The sequence below is a fragment of the Flavobacterium lacustre genome (assembly GCF_027474525.2).
Classification (GTDB): domain Bacteria; phylum Bacteroidota; class Bacteroidia; order Flavobacteriales; family Flavobacteriaceae; genus Flavobacterium; species Flavobacterium lacustre.
Genome location: NZ_CP114882.2, coordinates 3,418,342 through 3,442,429 on the forward strand (window position 1 = coordinate 3,418,342; position 24,088 = coordinate 3,442,429).

General features: G+C 34.9%; 23 protein-coding genes. 11 read left to right on the forward strand and 12 right to left on the reverse strand.

Features of this window, described 5'->3' with window-relative positions; genetic code table 11:
- Positions 1-56 precede the first annotated feature (56 nt).
- The 7 genes from O6P34_RS14765 to nudK all read left to right on the forward strand — a co-directional run bounded on the left by O6P34_RS14765 (position 57) and on the right by nudK (position 8,345).
- Positions 57-842 (forward strand): TrmH family RNA methyltransferase, encoded by a 786-nt coding sequence (locus O6P34_RS14765; RefSeq protein ID WP_269685284.1) that lies wholly within the window; start codon positions 57-59, stop codon positions 840-842.
- A 35-nt stretch (positions 843-877) separates the two neighbouring features.
- On the forward strand, positions 878-2,428 hold the full coding sequence (locus O6P34_RS14770; protein ID WP_269685285.1) for a serine hydrolase: 1,551 nt from the start codon (positions 878-880) through the stop codon (positions 2,426-2,428).
- Between the two features lie 130 nt (positions 2,429-2,558).
- Entirely contained in the window at positions 2,559-4,781 is a 2,223-nt protein-coding gene (locus O6P34_RS14775; RefSeq protein ID WP_269685286.1) for a RelA/SpoT family protein, read from the forward strand.
- 95 nt (positions 4,782-4,876) lie between these two features.
- On the forward strand, positions 4,877-5,338 hold the full coding sequence (locus O6P34_RS14780) for a Fur family transcriptional regulator (protein ID WP_269685287.1): 462 nt from the start codon (positions 4,877-4,879) through the stop codon (positions 5,336-5,338).
- Between the two features lie 71 nt (positions 5,339-5,409).
- Positions 5,410-6,681, forward strand: coding sequence for an adenylosuccinate synthase (locus O6P34_RS14785; RefSeq protein WP_269685288.1), 1,272 nt, complete (start codon positions 5,410-5,412; stop codon positions 6,679-6,681).
- Positions 6,682-6,728: 47 nt separating this feature from the next.
- Positions 6,729-7,754 (forward strand): cellulase family glycosylhydrolase, encoded by a 1,026-nt coding sequence (locus O6P34_RS14790; RefSeq protein WP_269685289.1) that lies wholly within the window; start codon positions 6,729-6,731, stop codon positions 7,752-7,754.
- A 9-nt stretch (positions 7,755-7,763) separates the two neighbouring features.
- Entirely contained in the window at positions 7,764-8,345 is a 582-nt protein-coding gene (gene nudK / locus O6P34_RS14795) for a GDP-mannose pyrophosphatase NudK (protein ID WP_269685290.1), read from the forward strand.
- A gap of 11 nt (positions 8,346-8,356) precedes the next feature.
- Here nudK and O6P34_RS14800 read toward each other — a convergent pair whose 3' ends face one another.
- Positions 8,357-9,577 carry an MFS transporter gene (locus O6P34_RS14800; RefSeq protein ID WP_269685291.1) on the reverse strand — a complete coding sequence of 407 codons (1,221 nt, stop codon included), beginning with the start codon at positions 9,575-9,577 and terminating at the stop codon, positions 8,357-8,359.
- Between the two features lie 44 nt (positions 9,578-9,621).
- Positions 9,622-10,533 carry an AEC family transporter gene (locus O6P34_RS14805; RefSeq protein WP_269685292.1) on the reverse strand — a complete coding sequence of 304 codons (912 nt, stop codon included), beginning with the start codon at positions 10,531-10,533 and terminating at the stop codon, positions 9,622-9,624.
- A 185-nt stretch (positions 10,534-10,718) separates the two neighbouring features.
- Here O6P34_RS14805 and meaB point away from each other — a divergent pair, with 185 nt between their 5' ends.
- The gene (gene meaB / locus O6P34_RS14810; protein WP_269685293.1) at positions 10,719-11,819 is read left to right on the forward strand and encodes a methylmalonyl Co-A mutase-associated GTPase MeaB; all 1,101 of its coding nucleotides are present in this window, start codon (positions 10,719-10,721) and stop codon (positions 11,817-11,819) included.
- Between the two features lie 12 nt (positions 11,820-11,831).
- Here the strand turns inward: meaB and O6P34_RS14815 are convergent, their stop codons facing one another.
- From O6P34_RS14815 to O6P34_RS14825, 3 genes are all read right to left on the reverse strand, one after another.
- Entirely contained in the window at positions 11,832-12,059 is a 228-nt protein-coding gene (locus O6P34_RS14815) for a DUF8828 family protein (RefSeq protein ID WP_269685294.1), read from the reverse strand.
- 62 nt (positions 12,060-12,121) lie between these two features.
- A complete protein-coding gene (locus O6P34_RS14820) occupies positions 12,122-13,030 on the reverse strand; it encodes a prohibitin family protein (RefSeq protein ID WP_269685295.1) in 909 nt (302 codons plus the stop codon).
- A 67-nt stretch (positions 13,031-13,097) separates the two neighbouring features.
- Positions 13,098-14,489, reverse strand: a complete 1,392-nt coding sequence (locus tag O6P34_RS14825) for an MATE family efflux transporter (protein ID WP_269685296.1) — start codon at positions 14,487-14,489, stop codon at positions 13,098-13,100.
- A gap of 198 nt (positions 14,490-14,687) precedes the next feature.
- Between O6P34_RS14825 and O6P34_RS14830 the strand changes: the two genes are divergently transcribed.
- The 3 genes from O6P34_RS14830 to O6P34_RS14840 all read left to right on the forward strand — a co-directional run bounded on the left by O6P34_RS14830 (position 14,688) and on the right by O6P34_RS14840 (position 17,101).
- Entirely contained in the window at positions 14,688-15,236 is a 549-nt protein-coding gene (locus O6P34_RS14830) for a hypothetical protein (RefSeq protein ID WP_269685297.1), read from the forward strand.
- A gap of 298 nt (positions 15,237-15,534) precedes the next feature.
- Positions 15,535-16,380, forward strand: coding sequence for a DUF6929 family protein (locus O6P34_RS14835; protein WP_269685298.1), 846 nt, complete (start codon positions 15,535-15,537; stop codon positions 16,378-16,380).
- 4 nt (positions 16,381-16,384) lie between these two features.
- Positions 16,385-17,101 (forward strand): 3-ketoacyl-ACP reductase, encoded by a 717-nt coding sequence (locus O6P34_RS14840; protein ID WP_269685299.1) that lies wholly within the window; start codon positions 16,385-16,387, stop codon positions 17,099-17,101.
- Positions 17,102-17,228: 127 nt separating this feature from the next.
- Here the strand turns inward: O6P34_RS14840 and mtaB are convergent, their stop codons facing one another.
- From mtaB to O6P34_RS14875, 7 genes are all read right to left on the reverse strand, one after another.
- Positions 17,229-18,557, reverse strand: a complete 1,329-nt coding sequence (gene mtaB / locus O6P34_RS14845) for a tRNA (N(6)-L-threonylcarbamoyladenosine(37)-C(2))-methylthiotransferase MtaB (RefSeq protein WP_269685300.1) — start codon at positions 18,555-18,557, stop codon at positions 17,229-17,231.
- Between the two features lie 170 nt (positions 18,558-18,727).
- A complete protein-coding gene (locus O6P34_RS14850; RefSeq protein ID WP_269685301.1) occupies positions 18,728-19,525 on the reverse strand; it encodes a Cof-type HAD-IIB family hydrolase in 798 nt (265 codons plus the stop codon).
- Positions 19,526-19,543: 18 nt separating this feature from the next.
- Entirely contained in the window at positions 19,544-19,762 is a 219-nt protein-coding gene (locus tag O6P34_RS14855; RefSeq protein ID WP_269685302.1) for a putative signal transducing protein, read from the reverse strand.
- Between the two features lie 15 nt (positions 19,763-19,777).
- Complete coding sequence (locus tag O6P34_RS14860; protein ID WP_269685303.1) at positions 19,778-20,491, reverse strand: DEAD/DEAH box helicase; 714 nt, start codon at positions 20,489-20,491, stop codon at positions 19,778-19,780.
- Between the two features lie 84 nt (positions 20,492-20,575).
- Positions 20,576-21,739, reverse strand: coding sequence for a sigma-54-dependent transcriptional regulator (locus O6P34_RS14865; RefSeq protein ID WP_269685304.1), 1,164 nt, complete (start codon positions 21,737-21,739; stop codon positions 20,576-20,578).
- A 21-nt stretch (positions 21,740-21,760) separates the two neighbouring features.
- Positions 21,761-23,077, reverse strand: a complete 1,317-nt coding sequence (locus tag O6P34_RS14870; RefSeq protein ID WP_269685305.1) for an ABC transporter permease — start codon at positions 23,075-23,077, stop codon at positions 21,761-21,763.
- A gap of 75 nt (positions 23,078-23,152) precedes the next feature.
- Complete coding sequence (locus O6P34_RS14875; RefSeq protein ID WP_269685306.1) at positions 23,153-24,073, reverse strand: ABC transporter ATP-binding protein; 921 nt, start codon at positions 24,071-24,073, stop codon at positions 23,153-23,155.
- Between the last annotated feature and the right edge of the window lie 15 nt (positions 24,074-24,088).

A 24,088-nucleotide genomic window follows, 5' to 3' on the forward strand; every position in this document is an offset into this window, starting at 1 on the left:
GATTTTAGATTAAAAACTCAGTATCTTTACGCCTTAGAACTTTAGCACTTTTTCCATTGAAACAAATCACTTCCGTACAAAATCCATTTATTAAATCATTGGTGTTATTGCAGGAAAAAGCAAAAGCACGCAAACAATCCGGCACTTTTCTGATTGAAGGACAACGTGAAATTTCAATTGCCATCAAAGGAGGTTACGAAATGGAAACCCTTTTGTTTTTACCTGAAATTTGCTCCGAAACCGAAGCCAGAAAAATAGCTAAAAATGCTGATTTGATTGAAATCAACAAAGATGTTTATCAAAAACTGGCGTATCGGGATACTACCGAAGGAATTTTGGCTGTAGCCAAAACTAAATCACTTCAATTATCGGATTTACAATTATCAGAAAACCCATTGATTTTAGTTGCCGAAGCTCCGGAAAAACCCGGAAACATAGGCGCTTTACTCCGAACTGCAGACGCTGCCCATCTGGACGCTGTAATTATTGCCAATCCAAAAAGTGATTTATACAACCCCAATATTGTGCGTTCGAGCGTAGGTTGTTTGTTTACCAATCAAATTGCTACGGGAACGACTTCGGAAATTATTGCTTTTTTGAAAGAAAGAAAAATCAATTTTTATTGTGCCACTTTACAAAACTCCACTTCGTATCATACGCAAGATTATTCGACTCCAACTGCTTTGGTTGTAGGAACAGAAGCCACTGGTTTAACAGAAGAATGGCGCAAAGAAGCCACACAAAACATCATTATTCCGATGCAGGGTGAAATTGACTCTATGAACGTTTCGGTTGCAGCAGCGATTCTGATTTTTGAGGCAAAAAGACAAAGAGGATTTTAAGATTACAGATTTAGAAAATGAAACTATAAATAATTATGAAAAATAAATTATTCGTTACAATCGCGTTACTTTCAACCGCATTTTCATTTGCACAAATGGATGCTGCTACTATTGATGCCTTAGTGGAACGTACTTTAAAAACTTTTGACGTACCGGGAATTGCGGTGGCAGTTGTAAAAGACGGCAAAGTCATTCATGCCAAAGGATATGGAGTAAAATCGATATTGACAAATGAAAAAGTAGATGGAAACACTCTTTTTGGAATTGCATCCAACAGTAAGGCTTTCACGGCTGCGGCATTGGCGATGTTGGTTGACGAAGGGAAAGTAAAATGGGATGATAAAGTCATTCAATACCTTCCCAATTTTAAAATGTATAATGACTATGTAACGAATGAATTTACGATTCGGGATTTATTGACCCACCGCAGTGGATTAGGACTTGGCGCTGGCGATTTAATGATTTGGCCTGACGGAAGCGATTTTACAGCGCAGGATATTGTACAAAACCTACAGTATTTGAAACCCGTTTCGGCTTTTAGAACGAAATACGATTATGATAATTTATTGTATATCGTTGCCGGAGAAGTCATTCGTGTGGCCAGTGGCAAAAGCTGGTGCGATTTTATTGAAGAGCGCATCATGAAACCCTTAGAAATGAACAATAGTATTGCCTCTTTTTTACGATTAAAAGACACCACAAATACGATTGCTCCCCACGTTCCTGTTGACGGAAAACTAAAAGTAATCAAACGCTACCAAAATCATCTTTTTGATGGCGCCGCAGGAATTTATTCCAGTGTAAATGACTTGAGCAAATGGGCGATTATGCAAATGAACAAAGGAAAATATGGCTCCGAAAACAAATCCTTATTCTCTGAAAAAGAGCACAATGAAATGTGGCAGATGCAAACTATTATTCCTGCAAATACAAAAGCACCTTATTTTACACATTTTAGCGGTTACGGATTGGGTTGGTTTTTGAGCGATGTAAAAGGATACAAACAAGTGGGTCATACTGGAGGTTTAGAAGGAATTGTAACTCAAGTTACCTTAATTCCTGAACTGCAATTGGGGATTATTGTATTGACAAATCAACAAGCCGGAGCAGCATTCAGCGCAATTACCAATACGATAAAAGACAGTTATTTAGGCGTTGCATCCGAGGATTACGTGACCGTTTACAGTAATCGAATAAAAGCAAGTGAAGCAACAGCAGATCAGGTTACCGATGATGTTTGGGCAGCTGTCGCAAAAAATAAAAAAGAAAAATTCAAGATAGATTTTAATACATTCTCGGGAAGTTATACTGACAATTGGTTTGGCGATATTATTCTTTCGGAGAAAAAAGGGAAATTGTACTTTGCTTCTAAACGTTCGCCTCAACTTTCGGGAGAAGTTTTCTTTTACAAAGAGAATAATTTTGTCGTAAAATGGAATAATGCTTATTTTCATGCCGATGCTCATTTGTTTTTTGAATGTGACGCAACCGGAAAAGCTATTGGTTTAAAAATGCAACCCATTTCAGAATTGACAGACTTCAGTTATGATTTTCAGGATTTAGACTTCAAAAGAACAGAAAAATAACAGCTTCTGTTTATTTGACGTTTTTTATACTACTTCCAGCAAAATCGAAGTGTCCGAAATAAAATCTAACCCATTTTTACTTGTATATTCCCTAACTTATAGTTATTTTTAGGAATTGAACCCTGCTGATATGATAGAAATAGATTTAGAAAAAGAAAATAAAGCAATTGCTCAAGAGTACAAAGAGTTACTTCGTATTAGCTACCAAACCTTAACTGAAGAGGATAAAAAACTGATTCGCAAGGCTTTTGACGTTTCGGTTGATGCGCACAAAGACCAAAGAAGAAAATCTGGTGAGGCTTATATTTTCCATCCCATAGCTGTAGCAAAAATTGTAGCTTCCGAAATTGGTTTGGGAGCCACCTCGATTGCTGCTGCATTATTGCACGATGTAGTAGAAGATACTCCGATGACTGTCCAGGATATTGAACGCATGTTTAATCCAAAAGTGGCACAATTAGTCGAAGGATTGACCAAAATATCTATGGTTCAAAAGGATTTAAATGCCTCGATACAAGCCGAGAATTTTCGTAAAATGATTTTGACGCTTAATGATGATGTTCGGGTAATCCTTATAAAACTGGCGGATCGTTTGCACAATATGCAAACCATGGATTCGATGCAGGAGGACAAGCAAACTAAAATTGCCTCAGAAACCTTATATATTTATGCACCATTAGCGCATCGATTGGGATTATACAATATCAAAACAAAACTGGAAGATTTAGGGTTGAAATATACTGAACCAACCATTTATAATGATATTGTAAGCAAAATCAAAGAGACTAAGGAAGAACAAGATGCCTATATCAAAGATATTTCTGATGTACTCAAAACAGCATTAGATGATGAAGGAATTGAATACATTATAAAAGGTCGTCCAAAATCGATCTATTCTATTCGCAGAAAAATGTTGGCACAAAATGTAAGCTTTGACGAAGTGTATGATAAATTCGCTTTGCGTATTGTATACAAATCAAATCCGCATGACGAAAAATTTCTGGCCTGGAAAATATATTCTATTGTAACTGACCACTACAGACCGAGCCCAAGTCGTTTACGCGACTGGATTTCATCACCAAAATCTACCGGTTACGAAGCCTTACACATCACAGTTATGGGGCCAAAAGGCCGTTGGGTTGAAGTGCAAGTACGAAGTGAACGTATGGATGAAATTGCCGAAAAAGGATACGCTGCGCATTACAAATATAAAAATGGTGCTACCGAAGAAAGTGGTTTAGATGTATGGCTGAATTTATTAAAAGAAGCGCTAGAAAATTCTGAAACCAATGCGGTCGATTTTGTGGAAGATTTCAAAATGAATTTATATTCAAAAGAAATCTTTGTATTTACACCAAAAGGAGAAATAAAATCATTACCCAAAGGAGCTACTTCGCTCGATTTTGCCTTTAGCATTCACTCCGAAATAGGAATTCGTACCCGAGGAACCCGTGTAAACGGAAAATTAGTTCCTTTGAATCATGAACTAAAAAGTGGAGATCAAATAGAAGTAATCACATCACAAAATCAGAAACCCACAGTGAACTGGCTTGATTATGTAACGACTTCGAGAGCAAAAACAAAAATAAAAAACGTTCTGAACGAAAACACCAAGAAAATTGGTGAAGAAGGAAAAGAATTGTTGACCCGAAAATTGAAACACTTAAAAATAACCATGAACGAATCGGTTATAAATGAGTTAGTCAACTTTTTCAAACTAAAAACCAGTTTAGATTTATTTTACAGAGTGGGAATTGGTGCGATAGAAAACCAACAATTAAAAGACTATGCCGCACAAAAAAGCAATACGTTTATTAATTTTTTCAAAAACAAAATAAAACGTTCTGCGAGCACCACTGCCGATGATGACATTCACAAACCAATTATAAGCAGTAATTATGACATGCTTGTTTTTGGAAAGGAACATGACAAACTGGATTACAAATTATCACCCTGTTGCAACCCAATTCCCGGAGATGATGTTTTTGGTTTTGTAACCATCAACGAAGGTATTAAGGTTCATAAAAAAGATTGTCCGAACGCTATAGGAATGCAATCAAACTATGCGTACCGAATTATGACTGCCAAATGGATTGACTCTTCACAAGAAGAATTTAAAGCCATAATCAACATTACAGGAATGGATGTTTTGGGACTCACAAATCAGTTGACCAAAGTGATTTCAAACAATATGAATGTAAATATTCAAAGTATTTCTTTGAGCACTGATGCCGGAATTTTTCATGGTCAAGTGGTTGTAATTGTACAAAATAACACGATTTTGAAAAAAATGATTAACAACATCAAAAAAATAGACGGTATCGATAAAGTAACACGCGTTTATAAAACCTAAAAAATGTTTAAAGTTTAAAATTTAAGCCTGTTCAAGTTAAAAAGTTTAAACCTTAAACTTTAAACTTTAAACTAAAAAATTTATCTTTGCCAGATATGACACTCATCTCTACAGACAATAACAAAAACCAAGAAATTGTAAAAAATGTTTTTACAATGTATCTTGAAAAAAAAGGTCATCGTAAAACTCCGGAACGCTACGCTATTCTTCAGGAAATTTATGATAGTGAAGAACATTTTGATATAGAAAATCTTTACATCAAAATGAAAAACAAAAACTACCGTGTCAGTAGGGCCACATTATATAATACCATTGAATTATTATTAGATTGCGCTTTAGTTCGAAAGCACCAATTTGGACAAAATCAAGCACATTATGAAAAATCGTATTTCGACAAGCAACACGATCACATCATAATGACCGATACCGGTGAAGTAATTGAGTTTTGCGATCCCAGAATTCAAAGCATCAAAAAAACAATCGAAGAAATATTCGATATTGAAATTACAAACCACTCATTATATCTGTACGGAAACAAAAGAAAATCAGATATATAATATAATAAAATCAATACTGACAGCTAACGCTTGTCTCATCAATAAACAACTAACTACAAATAATAAACAGAATGACCGTAGATTTATTACTAGGATTACAATGGGGAGATGAAGGAAAAGGAAAAATCGTTGATGTACTTACCTCTAAATACGATATTATTGCTCGTTTTCAAGGTGGACCAAATGCTGGACACACTTTAGAATTTGACGGAATAAAACACGTTTTAAGAACGATTCCTTCCGGGATATTTCACAAAACTGCTATTAACATTATTGGTAATGGTGTTGTAATAGATCCTGTTGTTTTTCAAAAAGAAATTGAAGGTCTGGAGAAATTTAATATTGATATCAAAAATAAATTAATCATTTCCAGAAAAGCGCATTTAATTTTACCAACCCACCGTTTACTTGATGCAGCTTCTGAAGCATCAAAAGGGAAAGCTAAAATTGGTTCTACCCTAAAAGGAATTGGCCCAACTTACATGGATAAAACCGGAAGAAACGGAATTCGTGTTGGAGATATTGAATTAGAAGATTTTAAAGATCGTTACAGAGCTTTGGCAGATAAACATGAAGCGATGATAGCCTTTTATAATGTTGCCATTGAATACAATCTTGAAGAATTAGAAAATGAATTTTTCGCAGCAATTGAAGAACTAAAAAAATTAGATTTCATTGATAGTGAAGAATATTTACACCAAGCTCAAAAAGCTCAAAAATCAATTTTATGTGAAGGAGCACAAGGTTCTTTATTAGATGTTGATTTTGGAACTTATCCTTTTGTAACTTCTTCAAATACTACTGCTGCAGGTGCCTGTACAGGATTAGGAATTGCTCCTAACAAAATCAAAGAAGTGTTTGGTATTTTCAAAGCATATGTAACTCGTGTAGGAAGTGGTCCGTTCCCAACAGAACTTTTTGATGAAGATGGTGCTACAATGGCAAGAGTTGGAAACGAATTCGGTTCTGTAACAGGAAGACAAAGACGTTGTGGATGGTTAGATTTAGTCGCTTTAAAATATGCCGTTCAGGTAAATGGAGTTACGCAGTTAATGATGATGAAAGGAGATGTTCTTTCAGGATTTGAAACTTTGAAAGTATGTACAGAATACATGTATAAAGGAGAGAAAATTTCTCATTTCCCATACAATATCGAACCAGAAAATGTAACACCAATTTATCAAGATTTCAAAGGATGGCAAGCTGATTTAACCGGCATGACTACCTATGATGAGTTACCAATTGAATTGAAAGAATATATCGAATTTATCGAAGCCGAAGTTGAAGTGCCTATCAAAATTGTCTCTGTAGGTCCAGACAGAAAGCAAACTATTTTAAAATAAAAATTCTAAACGCTCTGATAATTCAGAGCGTTTTTTTTATATCTATTATGAAAAAAATCATTCTATTTATATTCCTATTAGCTTTCCAAATTTTTATATCGTGCTCAAAATCTGAAAACGTTAATAATCCAATTTCCCAAGTTGGTTATACAATTTCGGGAACTAATATTTTAAATACTGGAAAACCAATTCAATTAATTGGAGCTAATGCTTTTCATTCATTTGGAGCAAGTAGCGCTAACAATGATGATATGAAATCATGGAATTTAGATATTACTAGAGAATTTATTGGGAATATAAAAGAAAATCCTATAACCGGCGACCCAATTCAGGACTCAAATGGTAGTTGGTTACATTCATTACAAAAAATAGTTGATGGTAATAGATTAAATAATCGGATTACAATCCTCTGTGCTTTTGGTTGGAATGGTACTTCGGAAACTTTATTTACAGGAAAAATGCCAGCAAAAACTACTTGGTTTACTGACTATAAAACTAGATTGCAAAGTTGGGCAAATCAATTTAAAAATCAATCGGATGTTTGGATAGAAGTTTGGAATGAGCCCTATAGATATGATCGAACGGATGAATACACCGATGCAATTTGGATGAATGACATGAACGAAATGACTGCAATAATTCGAAATACTGGAAATAAAAATATTATTCTAATTCCTTGTGCAGAGCAAGGGCAAGATGAAAGTGTATTGATAAATAAAGGAAGTTCCTTTTTATCCAACAAAACCAACATTTTGTTTGACATTCATGCTTACGAAAAATGGCTTTTAGATAGTAATACTTCCATCTCTAGCCGATTAGATAATTTACAAACTCATAATTTACCAGTAATTTTTGGAGAAACTGCTCCAATAAATTCAGGTGCTCTTATGAATCCAGAATATTTGTTAAACGAGCTCTATAATCGCGGCAAATCCATTTGCGCGTGGACTTGGAAATATGATGAAAATGACAAAGATGCATTGTTAACTTTGGCTGGATTACCAAACAACACCAACAATAATAATTGGGGAACAACATTTAGAAACCTTAGTTCAAAAGCGCGAAATCCATAATTCAATTCGATGAAAAATCCAAAAATAAAAATACAAAAAACCGAATTACTTTCTGATAACTGGTACGTTTTAAACAAAGTAACTTTTGATTATCAAAAAAAAGATACTTCTTTGATTACCCAAAAAAGAGAAGTGTATGATAGAGGAAATGGAGCCGCCATTTTGCTTTACAATTCCACACAAAAAACCGTGATTTTAACCCGACAGTTTCGTTTACCAACCTACCTTAATGGAAATAAAACCGGAATGATGATTGAAGTTTGTGCCGGTTTATTAGATCAAGACCATCCGGAACAATGCATTATCCGAGAAACCGAAGAAGAAACTGGATACCGACTTTCATCCGTTCGAAAAGTGTTTGAATCTTATATGTCACCTGGTGCTGTAACGGAGATTTTATATTTCTTTGTAGGAGAATATAATGCCAGCATGAAAGTTAGTGAAGGTGGCGGAGTTGAACACGAACAAGAAAACATAGATGTTTTAGAATATACTTTTGAAGAAGCCTATGCTATGATCGCATCGGGACAAATAAAAGACGCTAAAACAATTATGCTATTGCAATATGCCAAAATTAACGCATTGGTTTAATTTAAAGCAACTTATTCTTTGATTGTTTTCTTTTTCAAATTAGGTAAAAAGAAAGCAATAATCCCAATCAAAGGCAAATAAGCACAAAGATAATAGACATAAGTAATACTGGTATGATCGGCTAGATTACCCAACAAAGCTGATCCTAATCCACCCATTCCAAAAGCAAATCCATAAAAAAGTCCGGAAACCATACCCAGTTTTTTAGGCAATAATTCTTGAGCATACACTAATATTGCAGGGAAAGCCGATGAAATAATTACTCCAATTACAACTGATAAAATCCCTGTCCAAAATAAATCTACAAAGGGCAATAATAAAGTAAAAGGTGCTGCTCCCAATACTGAAAACCAAATCACATATTTTCGTCCAAATTTATCGCCCAAAGGCCCCCCAATTAATGTTCCCACAGCACAAGCCGCCAAAAACAACACCAAATGAAATTGTGCTTCCTGAACCGATAAATGGAATTTTTCTATTAGATAAAAAGTAAAATAACTGGACATACTGGCCATGTAAAAAAACTTTGAAAATATCAAAACCAATAATATAGCTACTGAAATAACTATTTTGGTTTGGCTCAGATTAGGCAAATCAATAACTGCTTTCTTGGTCGCTCTTAAACTTAAATGATTTTGGTACCAAAGCGCAATTCTGCTTAAAACCAACAAGCCAATTATGGCCACCAACACAAACCAAATAATGTAATATTGCGTGTTAGGAACTACAATCAAAGCAACTAATAACGGCCCAATAGCAGTTCCGGCATTTCCTCCTAATTGAAAAATAGATTGCGCCAAACCACGCTTTCCTCCGGATGCCAAAAAGGAAATTCTGGAAGCTTCGGGATGAAAAATAGAAGAACCTATTCCGACCAAAACTACCGAAACAATAATCATGGAAAAATTGGATGCGTATGACAACAGTACAATCCCCGATAAAGTAAAAAGCATTCCGAAGATTTGAGAAAAAGGCTTTGGTTTTTTATCTGTGTACAACCCCACAACCGGTTGCAAAATAGAAGCTGCCAATTGATAAGCCAAAGTGATTAATCCGATTTGGGTAAAGGTTAGATTAAAATTTTCCTTTAAAATTGGGTACGAAGCAGGAATTACTGCTTGCAATAAATCATTCAATAAATGGGCAAATGCAATTGAAAATAATATTGGATAAACTGTTTTTTGAACTATAATTGTTGACTCTGAAGAAGTGGCAGCACTGGAAGAACTCATGTTTAAAATCTAATTAAAAAATTGAGCTTACTTAAAAATGACTTTTAAATAAACTGTACTATAAAATACCAAAATAATAAGGTGACAAATGAGATTGGTATTCCAAAACCAATCATCATACTGCTCAATCTGGGTTTTAACCCATGGGAAGAAGCTAGTATACAAGCTGTAATCATTGGTGCCATAGCGGATTCCATTATGGCAACCTGAATGCTTTTTGTATGCTGCTGCAAAAGTACGACATATAACAAGTAGAACATGGCGGGAGTTATCACTAATTTATACAAAAGCCCCAATCCTAAAAATTTCCAATGCTGACTTTTTCTGTCAAAACGTAATTGCAAACCAACAGAAAGCATTGCCAAAGGAGTCATGGTACTTCCTATTTTTTGTAAAACAAACTCAACATATTCATGAAAATCAAAACCCAGAATATTCATCACACAAGCCAAAATAAAAGTAATAAAAGGTGGGAATAAAAGTATCTTTTTCGCAATATGAAATCCGTTTGGACTTCCGGAAGAAAATAACGTCGCGACCAAAATCCCTAAAGTAGAAAGAACAACAAAAGAACCTGGCTGATCCACTAAGATTGCCGTTTTCATCCCTTCTTCTCCATATAACGCTTGAATTATGGGAAATCCTAAAAAAGAAGTATTTCCTAAACCTGCAGTTATAATCAGACATCCTATAAGCTTTTTCGACCATCCAAACTTTTTTCCTAAAAGGCTAAACAGCAAGTACGAAACGATAAAACCAATCCAAGCCACACTAATGGGAAAGAGCAAATCGTTGCTCCATTTTATTTTCGGAATGTAATATAAAGCTAATGCAGGAAGGCAGATATAAATAACAATCCTATTTAAAATCTTGTACGTGTTTTTAGGGAATCGTTTTACATTTTGCAATACAATTCCGAGTAGTAAAAAAACAAAGATTAAAACGAAGTTAAACATAAGGCTTCAAAGATATTGACTAATTTATTGATTTCACAACATATAAATACAAAAAGCCCTTTTATTTAAATAATTCCCCAATTAACACCTATTACTTTCATTAAAAAATCAATTTAACTAATTCTTCTTCAAAAAATAAATTAATTCACATTTAAGCGTTAATTTTACTAAAATGATTTTAGGCTTTGGAAAACAAAAATAAAAAACAGTCATCCCTTTTCGAGAAAGCTGGTATAGCACCTCCAAAAATTATCAGTTCAAATGTTGTAAATCAAATTCAACAATTCCGAAAAATTCAACCGTCATCACAGGAATTGATTGATGGAATTTTAGCCGGAAATATTGCTACTTTAAGTCGGGCAATAACTTTAGTGGAAAGTACAAATACAAGTCATTTGGCGAAAGCCAACGAAGTAATAAATTCTTGTTTACCACATGCTAATAAATCAGTTCGAATAGGAATTACAGGTGTTCCCGGTGTTGGAAAAAGTACTTTTATTGAAGCTTTCGGCAAATATTTGACTGGCTTAGGAAAGAAAGTTGCCGTTCTGGCCGTAGATCCAAGCAGTACGATTTCTCACGGAAGTATTTTGGGTGATAAAACGAGAATGGAAGAATTGGTTAAAGACAAAAATGCCTATATCCGACCTTCGGCTTCGGGCGAAACATTGGGCGGTGTGGCCCGAAAAACACGAGAAACTATCACACTCTGCGAGGCTTGTGGTTTTGATACCATCATCATAGAAACTGTTGGTGTTGGCCAAAGCGAAACTGCTGTACACAGTATGGTCGATTTTTTTTTACTGCTAAAAATAGCGGGTGCCGGGGATGAATTACAAGGCATCAAACGCGGTATTATGGAAATGGCCGATGCGATAGTCATCAACAAAGCCGATGGCGATAATATTAAAAAAGCCAATCTAGCAAAAGTAGAGTTCAACAGGGCATTGCATTTATTTCCTGCCAAAAAATCAGGTTGGACACCAACAACGGCAACTTGCAGTGCAATTACACATGAAGGAATTCCGGAGGTTTGGGATACTATTCAGCTGTTTTTGGAACGGACTAAATCCAATCAGTATTTTTTTGAAAAAAGAAAAGAGCAAAACCAATATTGGATGTTAGAAACCATCAATGAACAATTAAAATCGGATTTTTATAACCAAATTGAAATTCAAAAGGCATTAGATACAACCAAAAAAGCGGTGCAAAATGATGAAATATCACCCTTTGCAGCCGCTCAACAATTATTAAATCTTTATCGGGATTCTAAAAAACAAATCTAAAATACTACTGGATTACTCTTCGTAGCGACCAATTTCACGATCATAAAACTCATTCGCAAGCACTATTAATCCTTCCATTTCAGCATTCAATTCCGCTTCGTCAAGATCTTCGGCTTCTTCCATGAATTCTACTTCATCGTCTTTTAGATTGATAATAAATCTTGGATAATCAAGGTGAATAATGAAAATATCATCTGGAAAATCAGTATTGTCGCCTAGTAAAAATTTTGGTAGTTCCATAATTAGTGTTTAATCTGTTATTTAAAATTGGGTTATTCGATTCACCGAATAACGGTATAAATCTATTTATCAGAAAGAATAACGGGTGCATTTCCTTTACCATTCATAAAAATAATTTTGGTATTTGGAGATGCTGCTAATTCTTTTTGCGCTTTTATTTGTTCGTACTGCAATTGTTTATCTGATAATCCGGTAGAAATAATTCTTTGATAATCAGCAATACCTTGTGCTTCCACTCTTTTACGTTCTGCTTCCTGTTTTTCTTTTTGCAAAATAAAAGTCATTTTTTGAGCATCTTGTTCGGCATTAATTTTACTTTCAATTGATGCTTTTACCGAAGTTGGAAGATTGATATTTCGAATTAATAATTGCTCCAAAACTAAGCCTCTGGATTTAAAATCAGTTTCAATAGTTTTAAAAATACGTTGCTGAAATTCATTTCTTTTGGTCGAATATAAAGCGACTGCATCATAATAAACAGCGTTATCACGAATACGGGTTCGGGTTATGGGACGCACAATCTTATCAGAATAGTCAACACCAATTTGCTTGAAAATAATTGGAGCATCTTGGGGAGAAACACGATACAGAACCGTTAAATCAATCACGACTTCAAGCCCGTCATTCGATAAAACGCGTATGGCATCATCGCCGCCTTGAGCACCTTCGTCATGAATCGCAGACATCGTATAATTTTGCGTCTGAACATCAAAAACAGTTATATCCAAAAGTGGGTTTATCATATGCAATCCACTTTCCAGAATTTCGGGTTCCACATTTCCGTAAAGGGATTTAACACCTACTTTACCTGCATCAATTTGCTTTACCATGGCCGAAAAAAGTCCCAAAACAATGATCAAAACACCAATAATTTTAAGAATACCGGAGAATTTAGAAAACTGATTTACATTGTTTTTCAAAGAGAAACTTACAATCAATAAAATTATTCCAAGAATAATAAATACAATCATTTTTTTTTATTTAGTTGGTTAGTTATTATGCCCGTTAGACGACAAAACGATACCGAAGTTACACATTCTAACCGATTTCAGAAGCATTATTTTCTTTAGCTAATTTACCCGTTAATCGCGCAAAGCGAATATACAAAAATAAAGCCGCAGCTGATAATCCCGCGAGAAGTCCTATCCAGATTCCTACTGCCTGTAATGATGTATATTTTCCTAAATAATAAGAAATAGGAAAACCGATTACCCAATACGCCACAAAAGTAATGTACATGGGAATTTTCACGTCTTGTAATCCCCGTAATGCGCCTAAAACTACAACTTGAATTCCATCCGAAATTTGGAAAACAGCAGCGACCAAAAGCAGTTTCGCCGTTATTATGATAATTTCCTGATTGTCTAATACTTGTGTTGAATCACTCATATTCAAAAACAAATGAGGCAAATAATTATGAAAAACTACGAAAATGATTCCGAAAAAAGTTTCTAAAATAATTGCCAATAAAAATATTGACCGAGCAACAACAATTAAGTTTTTATAGTCATTCATGCCTTTGCTGTGACTCACCCGAATCATCGCCGTAACACTTAGTCCCATTGCAACCATAAAAGTCGATGATGCCAGCGTAAGCGCAATCTGATTGGCTGCCTGGCTGTTTTTTCCCAAAGAACCCGAAAGCCAAATTGCAGCGGTAAACAAAGTGACTTCAAACAACATTTGCATCGCCGATGGTAAACCCAAATTGATAATTTTTTTCAGAATTGATTTTCGAATTTCCTTGAAACTGAAATTTTTAAAATACCGTTTGAAAGCTTCATTTTTTCGCAACAGCAAATCCATAAAAACCACCATCATAATCCTGGAAATAACTGTTCCTAATGCAGCACCAAGAATACCCAGTTTTGGAAAAACCCAAACACCGTATATCAATACATAATTAAAAAAGATATGAACCACATTTGCCATAAAAATAGCATACATCGAATATTTAGTTTTGGCTAATCCATCTGCAAATTGTTTATATCCCTGATACATAATCACCGGAATCAAAGAGAAAGCAACCCAGTCAATATATGGTGCGGCCATGTCAGCAACGGCTTTGGGCTGATGCATCATATACATAATTTGTTTTGATAAAACCGTAAGAATAAACAAGACAACCCCCAGAACAGTGCACAAAAGCAAGCCATGATGAAAGGTAGAACGAATTTTTTTATCATCTTTTTCCGCATCCGCTTCAGCAACCAAAGGTGTAATTGCTGTCGAAAATCCAATTCCTAAAGACAATGCGATAAAAATAAAACTATTACCTAACGAAACCGCTGCCAACTCAGTAGAGCCAAGGTTTCCCACCATAAAATTATCAACAATTCCTATCAAAGTATGACCCAGCATTCCTAGAATTACAGGATAAGCTAATTTTATATTGTATGAAAACTCTTTGGTATATTGAACTAAATTCACTTTATTATTTTTTAGTTGGCAAAGGTAATTAGAAGGAATTGATTCTGTCTATAGATTTCGAATAATAAGTCCCATTTATCAATAAAGAGTCGTAATTATATAACAAAACCAACTAATTCTATAACAACTCCTCACTTTTGCGGTCCTACTTTTGTAGTGTTAAACAATTAAAATTATATAACCCCAAAAATTAAGATTATGAAAAGTACAGCAACAATTAAAATACTATTGGTATTAGCGATATCCCTATTTTACACTAATAGTAGTTCAGCACAAGAAAAAAACACTACCGAATACGATCAGGGATTTCGTTTAGGCGTTGGTTTAAACGCAGGATACGCGCTTAATGATCCGTATAAATTAACTTTAGGAGCCGATGCCAGATTACAATATGATTTGACCAAAAGATATTCCTTAACGTTAACAACCGGATTTTCGAACTTATTTGTGAGTCAATCGGATGGAGCAGATTTAGGATTCATTCCCGCTAAAGTAGGTCTTAAAGCTTTCGTATGGAATGACGAATTTTATGTAATGGGTGAAGCAGGAGCCGCTTTTGCTGTCACCAATAACTACAACCAAACGTCTCTACTTTTAGCGCCAAGTATTGGTTATGCTACAAAATACATCGATGTTTCGTTGCGATATGAGCACTATTCTGACTTCCAAAAATTGAATAATAATAGAACAACAGGAAAAGGTGTAGGACAATTAGGCGTTCGTTTAGCTTATGGTTTCCAACTGTAAAACAAAATCATATTCCTAAAAATGCGCTGTAATTCAGCGCATTTTTTTTGTGAAATAAAATCTGGTTTTCCGCTTATGAATCTCACAAATTACCGCATTTATATCAAAGGAATGCTGTATTTTTGAAGAGCTAAATCCAGCTGTACGTTACAATCTTTTTCAATAAATTATTTTTTTCAACGTCCCGTCAGGAGCTTCCTTTGGTCGCTCTGCCAGAACAAGAAAAAATATAATTTCTTTTCAAAAGGATTTTCACTTCCATCTGGGCTAAGACATTCATTTTCAAAACAGCATTTCAATGGAAAAATTCACACTCGAATTACTATTTCACATCATCGGAATTGGTTCCGCATCCGGTTTAATTTACAAAGACAACACTTTATTTATAATTGGCGACAACAGCGGATTTCTCTATGAATACGCATTTGACGCCAAAGATTTAAAGCGTCATCCAATACTTCAAAACCCATTGGAAAACACACCCAAAAAAAACAAAGCCGATTTTGAAGCGATTACCTATTTCGATAATCGATTTTATATTTTCGGTTCCGGTTCTACTGAAAACCGAAATAAAATGATTGAAGTCAATTCCGAAAATAAAGAAAATACCACAACAACCGATTTGACCGATTTGTATTCCGTAATGCAAAGTTTTGGCGAAATAAAACCCGAAGATTTCAATATTGAAGGAGCAATTTACAATGGCGAAACTTGGTTTTTATTCAATCGAGGCAACGGAAAATCAAATAAAAATGTCGTTTTCACCATTACAGGAAAAAATCTGACCAATGAATTTAATATCCTTTCGAACGCCTACAAACTTCCCAAAATCAAAGGAGTTCGTTGCAGTTTCACCGATGCCATTTTGGTAGAAAACAAAATTTATTTTTTGGCCACAGCCGAAGATACCGAATCAACATATGCTGACGGCGAAGTTTTGGGAAGTCTAATTGGCAGCATTGACATCGAAACTATGAAAATAGATTTCACCAAAAAAATTAGCAGCACCCACAAATTCGAAGGCTTAACCGTATTCAAAAACACCAATCAAACCATCGAATTACTGCTCTGCGAAGACAAAGATTCTGATGTTTTAGAAACTGCTATTTATAAATTAACTTTAGATAAAAACTTTAAAAATTAAAAAAATGATCGACTTAAAAAATAAAAATGCCCTCATCACCGGAGCAGGAAAAGGAATAGGAAAGGCGGTTGCCATTGCTTTGGCAAAAGAAGGTGTAAATGTAATTTTGGTAGCACGAACACAGGAAGAAATAGACAGTGTAGCTGCAAAAGCGCGTTCTTTGAGAGTAAAAGCACTTGCCATCACCGCTGATGTTGCGGATATCAATTCCGTAAACGCTGCTGTTGCAAAAGCATTGGCTGAATTTGGAACTATTGATATTTTAATCAATAATGCCGGAATTGCTGCTTTTGGAAAATTTTTAGAATTAGAGCCAACGGATTGGGAACGCATCATACAAGTAAATTTAATGGGCGTTTATTATGTAACCCGCGCCGTTTTACCCAATATGATGGAACGACAAACGGGTGATATCATCAATATTTCTTCAACTGCGGGATTAAACGGAAATGCTTTAACGAGTGCCTACAGCGCTTCAAAATTCGCGCTTTTAGGTTTGACTGATTCTTTGATGCAAGAAATGCGCAAACACAACATTCGAGTTACTGCTTTAACACCAAGTACTGTAGCTACTGACATGGCCAAAGAATTAAAATTAACTGACGGGAATCCTGAAAAAGTAATGCAATCTGAAGATATTGCGGAACTAATCATCGCACAACTCAAATTAAACCGACGCGTTTTTATCAAAAACAGTAGTATTTGGTCAACTAATCCATAGAACTGTCAAAAGTCTTAAAGTCGAATGACCGTCAGATAATAAAAAACCATTAAGAGATTAAGTTTCATTAAGTTTTACCTTAATTTTCTTAATCTCTTAATGGTTTTTCAAGTGTTTATCAATTGATTTAAGCTAGAGCCGAAATAAAATCCATTCGTACACTCCCGTCTTCATCAATTTTTGTCAAATTGATTTCACGCAACGTATTCACTAACTCCGGATTCCAAGGTGTTTTTACTTTCACATAATTTTCGGTAAAACCGTGAATGTATCCTTCTTTATTTTCACTTTCAAACAAAACAGTTCTGTTGGAACCCAATTGACTTTCATAAAAAGCACGACGCTTTTTAACGGATAAACCACGTAACATTTTGCTCCTTTTGGCCCGTACATTGGCAGGAACAACTCCTTCCATATCGGCAGCTTCTGTATTATCCCTTTCGGAATAGGTAAAAACATGCAAATAAGAAATATTCATTTCGTTCAAAAAATGATACGTTTCCAGGAAATGTTCATCGGTTTCACCAGGAAAACCAACAATCACATCCACACCAATACACGCATGTGGCATTACTTCACGAATTTTATTTACTCTTTCGGTATATACTTCACGTTGGTAACGTCGTTTCATTAATTTCAAAATGTCATTGCTTCCGGATTGCAACGGAATATGAAAATGCGGTACAAAAGTTCGACTTTTAGATACAAATTCTATCGTTTCATTTTTCAATAAATTGGGTTCTATAGAGGATATTCGCAATCTTTCGATGCCTTCAACTGTATCTAAAGCCTGAACCAATTCTAAGAAAGTATGCTCGTGTTTTTTATTTCCAAATTCCCCTTTTCCGTAATCTCCGATATTTACACCCGTCAGAACAATTTCTTTGATGTTTTGTTTAGAGATATCGTAGGCATTTTTCAATACATTTTCTAACTCATCACTTCTAGAAATTCCTCGAGCTAATGGAATGGTACAATATGTACATTTATAATCACAACCGTCTTGCACTTTCAGGAATGCGCGGGTTCGGTCGCCAATAGAGTAACTGCCTACATAAAAATCGGCTTCGGCAATTTCGCAGGAATGTACTTCACCGAAATCATTCTTGGACAAATCATTGATATAATCTGCCAATTTAAATTTTTCGGTTGCGCCAAGCACTAAATCCACTCCATCTACATTCGCCAGTTCTTCGGGTTTCAATTGGGCGTAACAGCCCACCGCCGCAACAAAAGCTTTGTCATTCAACTTCATTGCTTTACGCACCACTTGTTTGAATTGTTTATCGGCATTTTCAGTTACCGAACACGTATTAATCACATACATATCGGCTACTTCCTCAAAATCCACTCGATCAAAACCTTCGTCTTGTAAATTTCGGGCAATGGTCGATGTTTCCGAAAAGTTCAGTTTACAGCCCAAGGTATAAAAGGCCACTTTTTTTCTGTTTTCCATAAGATAACTCAATTAATGAAATCGTTGTCAATAAATTGAGTGCGCAAATTTACGAACTAAATCTATAAATTTTTCGATAACACCTATTTTATTAAAAAAACAAAATCCGATACTTCCTCTTTTTACAAGACAAAATATCGGATACTAAATTATTATTTTTGATTTAAAATCTAATTCAAAATAAATCGTCTCACCACCTCGGCTACACCATGATTGTTATTGGATGCAACGATAACATCGGCTTTGTCTCTCAATTCTGGATCTACATTATCTACCCAAACCCCTAATCCTGCGTATTCAATCATCGTCAAATCATTTCCTGCATTTCCTACAGCAATGATTTCACTTTGAAGAATATTCAATTTTTCGGCCAAAAATTTGATGCTGGCTCCTTTGTCAATACCGTTTTGAGCTACTTCCAGAAAGAATGGTTTTGACATGCATACACTAAGATGTGGCATGGCTAATTTCAAATCTTTTTCAACTTCTTTGAGGTAACTTGGTTCTTCTAATAAAATACATTTTATCGCTGCAGATTTAACGGCATCTTTAAAATTAAGTACTTTATTATGTTCTAAACCGGTAATTGTTCGCTCCACTTCAATGTACTCAGAATCGGTTTCACTCACAATTTTACCATCAACATAGGTAATAATATGGGTCTTACTTTTCAAACTGTAATCATACAATTCGTGAATTTGTTGCTGACTTAAAGTCTGCTCAAAAATGATTTTATCTTCTTTTAAATCCGTAATTACAGCTCCGTTATACGATATCATAAAGGAATTATCCAATTGTAATTCTTTTGCATAAGCAGTCATTGCAGGTGTTGGTCGACCCGAAGCCAAAACGACATAAACGCCTAACTCTTGCGCCTTAAATAACATTGTTGCATTCTCGTTTGAAATAGTATGATCGTCAGTTAACAACGTATCATCCATATCTAAAACTAACATTTTGTATTTCATATCACTCTGATTTTGAATCTAAATACTCAATCTAAATTCTTCAATTACGGGATTTGCTTTAGCGAAATCAACCTCTTGAATAAACAATTCAACAGCCAAATCTGAATTCCCAAAACCGGCTAATCTAGCTGATTGTATATTGTTTTTTATTACTGTATTTACTCCCGCCGCTTCAATTTTTTCCTGTAAAGCAGTAGCTAATATTTCGCTTCCCGAAAACACTTTCATCAATCCCATCTGTATAATTTTATATTAATTTTCTTCTTGTTCGTTCTCTTCCAGCTCTTCAAAATCATCATCTTCTTCCCTTTCCGAATTTTCCTCTTCTTCTAGATCTTCTTCATCTTGGTCTTCTTCATCAAAATCGAAAACATAAGGTTCAAGCAACATTTTATCGGCTAAAATCTCAATTCTTTCCGTAAACTGTTCCGAGAAAATAATACGTTGTGTTTTCGCAATGCTGTTTGAAATTCGCATGATTTTAGTTTCATGACGCAATTTCAAAATTGGGTCGGCATCATCAAGAATAAACATTTTCAAACGGTTTACGTTGTAACCGGCTGTGGTAAACATTTCGCTTAATTTATTTGGAGTACCAATCAAAACATCAATTCCGGTAGAAATATAGTTTTTATCGTATTCCATATCACCTTTATCATGCACACCATAAACACGCAAATCGGTATATTTTCCGAACTTTTCAAAAAGTTCTTCCATTGCCAAAACTTTGGCTTTGTCTTCAACGATAATCAAAGCACGAGGGGATTCTTCCCCTTCACGAACTAATTGCTGAATTACATTGATGACAATTGTTGTTGATTTTCCGGTTCCGTTTTGACCAATAATGATACAATCTGCCCCACTTTTTAGGGTCGAAAAAGTTTCTTGTTGCATCGCATTGGCTTCGGTTAAACCATTTTCAATCAAAGCCTCTTGTAACTTTTCGTTTATTTTTTTTAGTTTCATCTATTTTAGATTGAAAGAGTTAACTATTTTAAAATTGAAAGAGTTCCTTCCTATTTTTAAATTATTCCTCTTTAAATTATTTAATTATTTTGATGCGAATAATTTCACGTCATTTTCAGAAATTTCGGTTCCGCCAAGGATAATCAAACGTTCCACCACATTTCGAAGTTCCCGAATATTTCCTGTCCAATCGTATTCCTGCAATAATTTTATGGCTTCAGGAGAAAAATGTTTCATAGCATTTCCTTGTTCAGAAGCAATTTTTTCGGCAAAATGTTGAATTAAACTCGGAATATCATCCCTTCTGTCATTCAAAGCAGGAACTTTAATCAGGATTACGGCTAAACGATGGTATAAATCTTCCCGGAAACGACCTTCGGCAATTTCAGTTTTCAAATCTTTATTAGTTGCGGCAACAACTCGAACATCAACTTTAATGTCTTTATCCGCGCCTACTCTGGTAATCATGCTTTCTTGTAAAGCCCGTAATACTTTGGCTTGAGCCGAAAGACTCATATCACCTATTTCATCCAAAAAAATGGTTCCTTTATCTGCAGCTTCAAACTTACCGGCGCGATCTTTTACTGCCGATGTAAAAGCTCCTTTTACGTGACCAAACAACTCACTTTCTATCAATTCAGAAGGAATAGCAGCACAATTCACTTCAATTAACGGAAAATTAGCTCTTTCGCTTTTTTCATGCAATTGATGGGCCACCAGTTCTTTTCCGGTTCCGTTTGGGCCTGTAATCAAAACTCTGGCTTCGGTTTGGGCCACCTTGTCAATCATCAATTTGATGTGATTGATAGCATCGCTGTCGCCAATCATTTCGTAATTTTTGCTGACTTTTTTCTTCAGGATTTTATTCTCAACTACGAGTTGTTTTTTGTCTAATGCATTTCGAACGGTATTCAACAGTCGGTTCAAATCGGGTGGTTTTGAAATATAATCAAATGCACCCAAACGCATTGTATTTATTGCTGTTTCCATATCTCCGTGACCGGAAATCATGACCATCGGAATCTCTGGTTTTATTTTTTTTACGGCTTCTAATACTTCAACACCGTCCATTTTGGGCATTTTGATGTCGCACAATACTAAATCGTAGTCGTTATTCTTGATTTTTTCAAGTCCAATTATGCCGTCTTCAGCATCTTCAACTTGATACGTATCGCTTTCTTCCGTAAGTATTTTGGTTAACACTCTTCGGATAGCAGCTTCGTCTTCTATGATTAATATTTTACTCATTTGTATTTTGGGGTTAATCGTTTAATATTTTAACCATTTATATAATTCTTTCCAAGTTGGTTTTTTACCATACATCAAGATTCCAACCCGGTATATTTTTGAAGCAAACCAAACAACCAAAAAGAAGGTTGCAAATAAAATAATTACCGAAATAACAATTTGCCACCAAGGTACGCCAAAAGGAATTCGCATCAACATAACAATAGGCGATGTCAACGGAATCATAGAAAAAACAGTTGCAATTGTACCATGAGGATCATTAATCACGGTAAAAAAACCGATATAAACGCCCAGAATTAATGGCATAATTATAGGCAATAAAAATTGTTGCGAATCTGTTTCGTTATCAACTGCAGCTCCAATTGCAGCATAAAATGAACTGTATAAAAAATATCCTCCAATGAAATAGATAACAAAACTGATTAACAGAGTTGCTATGGGTAAATTCCATAATTCCTTAATATACATTTGGGCAGTCGATGCAAATTCTTGTTGAGCTGCATGCATCATTTCTGGTGGGACTTTTGCCGTTGGTCCTACATTTACACCAAAGAACAACGAAGCCGAAAACATTAGAACTAAGCCGATGACAGTCCAAATAAAGAATTGTAGAATCCCCGCTAATGAAGTCCCTATTATTTTCCCCATCATCAACTGAAATGGTTTTACCGAGGAAATAATAATTTCAACAATACGATTGGTTTTTTCTTCTATTACACTTCGCATCACCATGTTTCCGTAAATGATAATAAACATCATAATAAGATATCCAAAAGCTCCACCAATACCTATTTTTATTTCGTTAAGACCTCTCAAACTTTCTTCTCCGGATGCTTTAGATAAATTAATCGACACATTTGCTTCGGCATTTTTGATTACCGTTATATCTAATTTGGCCGCTTGATAATTAATTGCCGTTAATTTTTTTGCAATTACATCCTGAACATCTTCAACAAAAGAAATACTTGGACTGTCATTAGAAATAAATTGTATTTTATTTTCTAAGTCTTTCGGGCTATCTAATTTTGGAATGTATAACAGGCCCTCATAGCTTTCATTTGTAATACTGTCTTTCAAAAATTTTATATCTATCAGGGATAAATCGAGGTATTTATATTCACCATTTTTTGTATTTTTCGACGTAAATTCTTTTACAAAAATCCCTGTTTCATCATGAATTCCTATTCGTTTCGTTTCCGCTTTCATAGCACTCAAATAGCCTACAAAAGCAGCTATACCAACAAAAAGCAACGGACTCAAAAAAGTCATTACGATGAAGGATTTGTTGCGTACTTTGGCAATAAATTCTCTTTTTATAATTAATGATATAATGCTCATTTATTCTGATTTTAGTTTTTTAGACTTCTTACATTTCAGGTTTCAAATAATCCGAAATCTAAAAAGAAGAACAGTCTATTTTGTTACTGTTTGGATAAAAATATCATTTACACTTGGAATTTTTTCTACAAAATGAGTGACTTGACCTCGTTGTGTAAGAATATTCAATAACCCATTTGGTGTCGAATTCCCTAATTGAATTTCGAGTTTCAATTCGTTATTCAAAGATTTAAAATTGGCTTGACCCACCGTATATTTTTGTGTAAGATCAAACATCAAGCCTTCTACATGATCCGACAAAATACCCACCTCAAAACTGTTAGTTTTAAACTGTCGCTTTACATCATCTAATTTCCCTTCAATCAACTTATTCGATTGATGAATTAACGCGATATGATCACACAATTCTTCGACACTTTCCATTCGGTGCGTGGAGAAAATGATTGTTGAACCCTGCTCTTTCAGCGCTAAAATCTCATCTTTAATAAGATTTGCATTTACAGGATCAAAACCCGAAAAAGGTTCATCAAAAATCAATAATTTAGGTTTATGCAGCACACAAACCACAAACTGAATTTTCTGAGCCATTCCTTTTGAAAGTTCCTCAATTTTCTTGTTCCACCATCCTTGTATTTCTAATCTGTCGAACCAATAATCCAATTGTATTTTGGCTTCTGTTTTAGAAAGTCCTTTCATTTGTGCCAAATACAAACATTGCTCCCCTACTTTCATCGATTTGTATAATCCGCGTTCTTCCGGAAGATAGCCAATGTATTGTACGTGTTTGGGTTGCAATTTTTCTCCATCCAAAATAATTTCTCCACTATCCGGTAATGTAATTTGGTTTATAATTCGAATAAGAGATGTTTTTCCGGCACCGTTAGGCCCTAAAAGCCCATAAATACTCCCTTTAGGAACGGTTAAAGAAACTTCGTTAAGCGCAACGAAATCACCATATTGCTTCACTACTTTATTGACTTCGAGAATGGTACTCATACTGAATTTTTAATT

What these genes read in the sequence shown, in the direction of transcription:
- O6P34_RS14770 (WP_269685285.1), top strand. Translation starts at nt 878, where the DNA reads ATGAAAAATAAATTATTCGTTACAATCGCGTTACTTTCAACCGCATTT.
- O6P34_RS14775 (WP_269685286.1), top strand. Translation starts at nt 2,559, where the DNA reads ATGATAGAAATAGATTTAGAAAAAGAAAATAAAGCAATTGCTCAAGAG.
- O6P34_RS14780 (WP_269685287.1), top strand. Translation starts at nt 4,877, where the DNA reads ATGACACTCATCTCTACAGACAATAACAAAAACCAAGAAATTGTAAAA.
- O6P34_RS14785 (WP_269685288.1), top strand. Translation starts at nt 5,410, where the DNA reads ATGACCGTAGATTTATTACTAGGATTACAATGGGGAGATGAAGGAAAA.
- O6P34_RS14790 (WP_269685289.1), top strand. Translation starts at nt 6,729, where the DNA reads ATGAAAAAAATCATTCTATTTATATTCCTATTAGCTTTCCAAATTTTT.
- nudK (WP_269685290.1), top strand. Translation starts at nt 7,764, where the DNA reads ATGAAAAATCCAAAAATAAAAATACAAAAAACCGAATTACTTTCTGAT.
- O6P34_RS14800 (WP_269685291.1), bottom strand. Translation starts at nt 9,577, where the DNA reads ATGAGTTCTTCCAGTGCTGCCACTTCTTCAGAGTCAACAATTATAGTT.
- O6P34_RS14805 (WP_269685292.1), bottom strand. Translation starts at nt 10,533, where the DNA reads ATGTTTAACTTCGTTTTAATCTTTGTTTTTTTACTACTCGGAATTGTA.
- O6P34_RS14815 (WP_269685294.1), bottom strand. Translation starts at nt 12,059, where the DNA reads ATGGAACTACCAAAATTTTTACTAGGCGACAATACTGATTTTCCAGAT.
- O6P34_RS14820 (WP_269685295.1), bottom strand. Translation starts at nt 13,030, where the DNA reads ATGATTGTATTTATTATTCTTGGAATAATTTTATTGATTGTAAGTTTC.
- O6P34_RS14830 (WP_269685297.1), top strand. Translation starts at nt 14,688, where the DNA reads ATGAAAAGTACAGCAACAATTAAAATACTATTGGTATTAGCGATATCC.
- O6P34_RS14835 (WP_269685298.1), top strand. Translation starts at nt 15,535, where the DNA reads ATGGAAAAATTCACACTCGAATTACTATTTCACATCATCGGAATTGGT.
- O6P34_RS14840 (WP_269685299.1), top strand. Translation starts at nt 16,385, where the DNA reads ATGATCGACTTAAAAAATAAAAATGCCCTCATCACCGGAGCAGGAAAA.
- mtaB (WP_269685300.1), bottom strand. Translation starts at nt 18,557, where the DNA reads ATGGAAAACAGAAAAAAAGTGGCCTTTTATACCTTGGGCTGTAAACTG.
- O6P34_RS14850 (WP_269685301.1), bottom strand. Translation starts at nt 19,525, where the DNA reads ATGAAATACAAAATGTTAGTTTTAGATATGGATGATACGTTGTTAACT.
- O6P34_RS14855 (WP_269685302.1), bottom strand. Translation starts at nt 19,762, where the DNA reads ATGGGATTGATGAAAGTGTTTTCGGGAAGCGAAATATTAGCTACTGCT.
- O6P34_RS14860 (WP_269685303.1), bottom strand. Translation starts at nt 20,491, where the DNA reads ATGAAACTAAAAAAAATAAACGAAAAGTTACAAGAGGCTTTGATTGAA.
- O6P34_RS14865 (WP_269685304.1), bottom strand. Translation starts at nt 21,739, where the DNA reads ATGAGTAAAATATTAATCATAGAAGACGAAGCTGCTATCCGAAGAGTG.
- O6P34_RS14870 (WP_269685305.1), bottom strand. Translation starts at nt 23,077, where the DNA reads ATGAGCATTATATCATTAATTATAAAAAGAGAATTTATTGCCAAAGTA.
- O6P34_RS14875 (WP_269685306.1), bottom strand. Translation starts at nt 24,073, where the DNA reads ATGAGTACCATTCTCGAAGTCAATAAAGTAGTGAAGCAATATGGTGAT.